The sequence below is a fragment of the Streptomyces oryzae genome, from assembly GCF_017676365.1.
In the GTDB taxonomy this organism is placed as follows: Bacteria; Actinomycetota; Actinomycetes; order Streptomycetales; family Streptomycetaceae; genus Streptomyces; species Streptomyces oryzae.
Window position 1 is genome coordinate 1 of the sequence record NZ_JADKMA010000311.1, and the last position, 4961, is coordinate 4961.

At 72.1% G+C, this 4961-nt stretch carries 5 protein-coding genes; 2 read left to right on the forward strand and 3 right to left on the reverse strand.

Translation table 11 applies throughout. The annotated features are described in order from the left end of the window. Window positions 1-51 precede the first annotated feature (51 nt). Entirely contained in the window at window positions 52-834 is a 783-nt protein-coding gene (locus tag ITI46_RS33075; protein WP_209243641.1) for a class I SAM-dependent methyltransferase, read from the forward strand. After that, complete coding sequence (locus ITI46_RS33080; protein WP_209243642.1) at window positions 831-1898, forward strand: prenyltransferase/squalene oxidase repeat-containing protein; 1068 nt, start codon at window positions 831-833, stop codon at window positions 1896-1898. Before ITI46_RS33075 ends, ITI46_RS33080 begins: the two co-directional genes overlap by 4 nt. Window positions 1899-2007: 109 nt before the next feature. On the opposite strand, the gene ITI46_RS33085 is transcribed toward ITI46_RS33080, so the two are convergent. From ITI46_RS33085 to ITI46_RS33095, 3 genes are all read right to left on the reverse strand, one after another. Continuing rightward, a complete protein-coding gene (locus tag ITI46_RS33085) occupies window positions 2008-3015 on the reverse strand; it encodes an LLM class F420-dependent oxidoreductase (RefSeq protein ID WP_209243643.1) in 1008 nt (335 codons plus the stop codon). A gap of 127 nt (window positions 3016-3142) precedes the next feature. Continuing rightward, the gene (locus ITI46_RS33090; protein ID WP_209243644.1) at window positions 3143-4015 is read right to left on the reverse strand and encodes a DUF5336 domain-containing protein; all 873 of its coding nucleotides are present in this window, start codon (window positions 4013-4015) and stop codon (window positions 3143-3145) included. A gap of 121 nt (window positions 4016-4136) precedes the next feature. After that, on the reverse strand, window positions 4137-4961 hold an 825-nt coding region (locus ITI46_RS33095), incomplete at its 5' end, for an N-acetylmuramoyl-L-alanine amidase (protein ID WP_209243645.1).

The following is a 4961-nucleotide window of genomic DNA, read 5'->3' on the forward strand; positions in this document are numbered from 1 at the left end:
CACCTCCCCCGCCCACCACCTCCTGAAAACCCTGTGGAAGGCTGATCCCCCGTGCTGACCGTGGACTTCTCCCGATTCCCGCTCGCCGCAGGCGACCGCGTGCTCGACCTGGGCTGCGGGGCGGGACGGCACGCCTTCGAGTGCTACCGGCGCGGCGCCCGCGTGGTCGCCCTGGACCGGAACGCGGAGGAGATCCGCGAGGTCGCCACCTGGTTCGCGGCGATGGCCGAGGCGGGCGAGGCCCCGCAGGGTGCGAGCGCGACCGCGATGGAGGGCGACGCGCTCGCGCTGCCCTTCCCCGACGACAGCTTCGACGTCGTCATCATCTCCGAGGTCATGGAGCACATCCACGACGACAAGGGCGTACTCGCCGAGATGGTGCGCGTCCTCAAACCGGGCGGCCGGCTCGCCGTGACCGTCCCGCGCTACGGCCCCGAGAAGGTCTGCTGGGCGCTCAGCGACGCCTACCACGAGGTCGAGGGCGGCCATATCCGTATCTACCGCGCCACCGAACTCCTCGCCAAACTGCGCGAGGCCGGGCTGCGCCCCTACGGCACCCACCACGCGCACGGCCTGCACGCGCCGTACTGGTGGCTCAAGTGCGCCTTCGGCGTCGACAACGACAAGGCGCTGCCGGTGCGCGCCTATCACAAGCTGCTGGTCTGGGACATCATGAAGCGCCCGCTGGCCACCCGGCTCGCCGAGCGCGCCCTCGACCCGCTGATCGGCAAGAGCTTCGTCGCCTACGCCACCAAACCGCATCTGCCACCCCTCGGCGGGACAGCCGAAGCGGACGGCGACCTGGCCGCAGCGTCCGCAGCGGCGGCCAAGTGACCAGCCCGGAGCGGACCGAGCGGCTGGTGCTGCCCGGCGTACTGACCGCGGCGCAGGCCCGGCTGACCGTCGAGGGCATCCTGGCCGCACAGCGCGAGGACGGCGCCATACCGTGGTTCCGCGGGCACCATCTCGACCCCTGGGACCACGTCGAGGCCGCCATGGCGCTGGACGCAGCGGGCGAGCACGACCGCGCCGAGGCCGCCTACCGCTGGCTGGCCGCCCACCAACTGCCCGACGGCTCCTGGTACGCCGCCTACGCCGACGGGGACGCGGCGGCGCCCACCGACCGGGCCCGCGAGACCAACTTCTGCGCGTACGCGGCCGTCGGTGTGTGGCACCACTATCTGTCCACCGGGGACGACGCGTTCGTCGACCGGATGTGGCCGATGGTCTCGGCCGCCGTCGAGTTCGTGCTGCGGCTCCAGCAGCCCGGCGGCCAGATCGGCTGGAAGCGCGAGGCCGACGGCACCGCCTGCACCGATGCGCTGCTGACCGGGTCCTGCTCCGTCTACCAGGCACTGCGGTGCGCGCTCGCGCTCGCCGAGCGGCGCGAGGAGCCGCAGCCCGACTGGGAGCTGGCCGCCGGCTGGCTGGGCCACGCCATCCGCCGCCATCCGGAACGGTTCCTGGACAAGAGCCGCTATTCGATGGACTGGTACTACCCGGTCCTCGGCGGAGCGCTGCGCGGCCCCGCCGCCAAGGAGCGTATCGAGGAGGGCTGGGACCGCTTCGTCGTGCCCGGCTCCGGCGTACGGTGCGTGACGCCCAACCCGTGGGTGACCGGCGGCGAGAGCGCCGAGCTGGCGCTGGCCCTGTGGGCGATGGGCGAGTCGGACCACGCGCTGGACATCCTGCGCTGGATGCAGCACCTGCGCGCCGAGGACGGCATGTACTGGACGGGGTACGTCTTCGAGGACGAGGCCGTCTGGCCCGAGGAACGGACCACATGGACCGCGGGCGCACTGCTGCTGGCCGTCGCCGCGTTGGGAGGGGACGACGCGACGGTGCAGGTCTTTCGTGGTGATGAGCTGCCCTCGGGGTTGGACCCCGACTGCTGCTGAGCCCGCGCGGCGTCTTGCTACTGGGGTGCGCCTGTTTGCCGTCTGCAGGCTGCCGGTGTCCTGTGGCTGGTCGCGCAGTTCCCCGCGCCCCTTCGGGGCGCGTCCTGCCTCAGTTCAACTCCGCCAGCACCCGCAACGTGCCAGGATCCGGCGCCGTCACCAGCAGATCCGTCACCGGGCCCGAGCGCCACAACTCCAGGCGCTCGGCGACCCGTTCCCGGGGTCCGACCAGCGAGATCTCGTCGGCGAAGGCGTCCGGCACGGCGCGTACCGCCTCTTCGCGGCGCCCCGCCGCGAAGAGCTCGCGCACCCGCTCCGCCGCATCCGGGTACCCCATGCGTCCCATCAGCTCCGCATGGAAGTTGCGCCGGGCGTGGCCCATGCCGCCGACGTAGAAGCCGAGCATCGCCTTGACCGGCCACAGCCCCTCGGCGACGTCGTCGCAGATCCTGGCCTGTGCCATGGGGGCGACCAGAAACCCGGGCGGGGCCTCGGCCAGCGCGGCCTCGTACACCGGGGCGCGGGTGGGCGACCAGTACAGCGGCAGCCAGCCGTCGGCGATCCGGGCGGTCTGTGCGACGTTCTTGGGCCCCTCGGCACCCAGCAGCACCGGCAGCTCGGGCCGCAGCGGGTGGGTGATCGGCTTGAGGGGCTTGCCCATGCCGGTGGCGTCGGGACCGTTGTACGGGTGCGAGTGGTAGCGCCCGTCCAGCCGTACGGGCGCCCGGCGGCGCAGCACCTGCCGTACGACCTCCACGTACTCGCGGGTCAGGGTGAGCGGCGAGGCGGGGAACGGGCGGCCGTACCAGCCCTCCACCACCTGCGGTCCCGACAGTCCGAGGCCGAGCAGCATCCGGCCGCCGGAGAGGTGGTCGAGGGTGAGCGCGTGCATGGCGGTGGCGGTCGGGGTGCGGGCCGCCATCTGCGCGACGGCGGTGCCCAGCCGGATCCGGGAGGTGTGCGCCGCGATCCAGGTGAGCGCGGTGAACGCGTCCGAGCCCCACGACTCGGCCGTCCACACCGAGTGGTAGCCCAGCTGCTCGGCCTGCCGGGCGAGTTCGAGGTGCCGGGGGTCGGGGCCGCGCCCCCAGTAGCCGAGCGCCAGTCCGAGCCGCATGTGCCGCCTCCCTCCGCCGGCCCCTGGCTGACGGGGCGTCAGGTCACCGCTGGTCGGGCAGCGTACGGCAACGGCCCCCCGCCCGGAAGGGCGAGGGGCCGCTGTGCTGCGCGCCGGGCCGGGTGGCTCAGCCGCGCTGGATGTTGGAGGTGTCCTGCAGGACGCCGCGGCGCCCGTCCTGGGTCTGCGCGATCAGCGCCTGACCGCGCTGCTCCACGGCGAGGTACCAGGTGCCCGGCGCCAGTTCGGCGATCGGCTGCGGCGAGCCGTCCTCCGGGAAGAGCGGACGCGCCATCGGGACGGCGAACCAGAACGGCTGGAAGTTCGGGTCAGGGGCGCCACCGGTGGCACCCTGCGGACCGCCCGCCGACTGGCCGGGGCCGGGCTGCGGCTGGCCGCCCTGCGGCTGACCCGGCTGCTGTCCGTACGGCTGCTGGCCGCCGGGCTGGGCGCCGTAGGGACCCGGCTGGCCGCCCTGCGGGCCGCCCGGGTAGCCGTAGCCGCCGCCCTGCTGCGGGTACTGCCCGCCGTACGGGCCGGGTGCCGCGCCGCCCGCGGGCACCAGCGGGGCCGCGAGGGCCGGGACCGCGGGGCTGACCATCGCGGCGGCCGCGCCGATGAGCGCGGCGATCAGCCCGATGATGGCGCCGGGGCCCATGTCCGCCTCTTCAGGAGCGGTGGCCATCCCCCAGATCGCGGACCACAGCGAGACCACCATCAAGGTCGCGCCGGCCTGCGGCAGCGAGATGGCGCCGAACTTACGGCCCTCCGGCAGGAAGCGCCCCGCGGCGATCATCACCGCGCCGAAGATGCCCGCCAGGAAGATGGTGGGCAGGACGAGCGGGAGCTTCTCCGCGTTCCAGGCGTTGGGCAGATCGATCTTGTCGCAATACGAGCCGCAGTCGCCTGCGGAGAAGTAGTCGAGGAACGAAGCGATGAACAGCAGCACCGCTGCTCCTATCACCGCGCCGTCGCCTCGGGTGAGCGAGCGGATGTTCACGTGGGGTCCTTAATCGGTCTGGTCATGGTTGAGGTCTGCCGGGGGTGAGCACCCCATCGTACGGATGACACTACGGGCCTCTCCGGGGGGTTCGCCTGTCGGTTTCAACTTTCCCCACCCTTCAGGTGAGGAATGCGGTGATGCCGTCCGCGGCCCCGCGCGCCGCCTTTTCACGCCACTTCGCCGACGTGAGGTGAGCGGCATCGGCAGGGTCACGCATGTTGCCGCATTCGAGGAAGACTTTGGGAACTGTGCTGAGGTTGAGACCGCCCAGATCGTCTCTGGTGTCCAAACCGTTGCCGTCGCCCAGGTAGTTGGACACCGGCTCGTCGGTGGCCTCGCGGAACGCGTCCCGCAGGTCGGTGCCCAGCCGGCGGGAGGGGCCCACGATCTTGCGGGTGTCGGCATCGCCCTTGTGCACGGATGCGGGAAGAATCACATGGAAACCGCGGCTTCCGCTGGGGGCGCCGTCCGCGTGGAGCGAAATGGCGGCGTCCGCTTGTGCCTGATTCCCTTTTTCCGCGCGTTCGTCCACACACGGTCCGTACGGGTCCTCTCCGTCATGGGTGAACTTCACCGTCGCCCCGCGTTCCCGTAGCCGGGTGCGGAGGCGGTGTGCCAGATCGAGAGTGAACTCGGCCTCGGAGTAACCGGAATTGGTCGAGGTGCCCGTGGTGTCGCATTCCTTCTTTCCCGTGCCGATATCGACGGGCCGGGAAATCTTGCCTGGCTGGTCGCGATTGTGCGGATTGTGGCCCGGGTCGACGACGATCACCTTGCCCCGCAGCGGCGCATCCGCGGGCTTCTCCGCGCCCGGGCCCCCGCCCTTGCCGCCCTTGTCACCGTTCTTCTTGTCGCCGTCCTTCTTGGCCGGGGGCGACGAGGAGCCGGACGGTTTGCCGTCCTTGTCGTCCTTGCCGCCGTCATCACCGCCCCCCAACGCCCC

Coding starts and splice junctions, on each gene's coding strand:
- ITI46_RS33085 (WP_209243643.1), bottom strand. CDS start 3,015: ATGCGGCTCGGACTGGCGCTCGGCTACTGGGGGCGCGGCCCCGACCCC.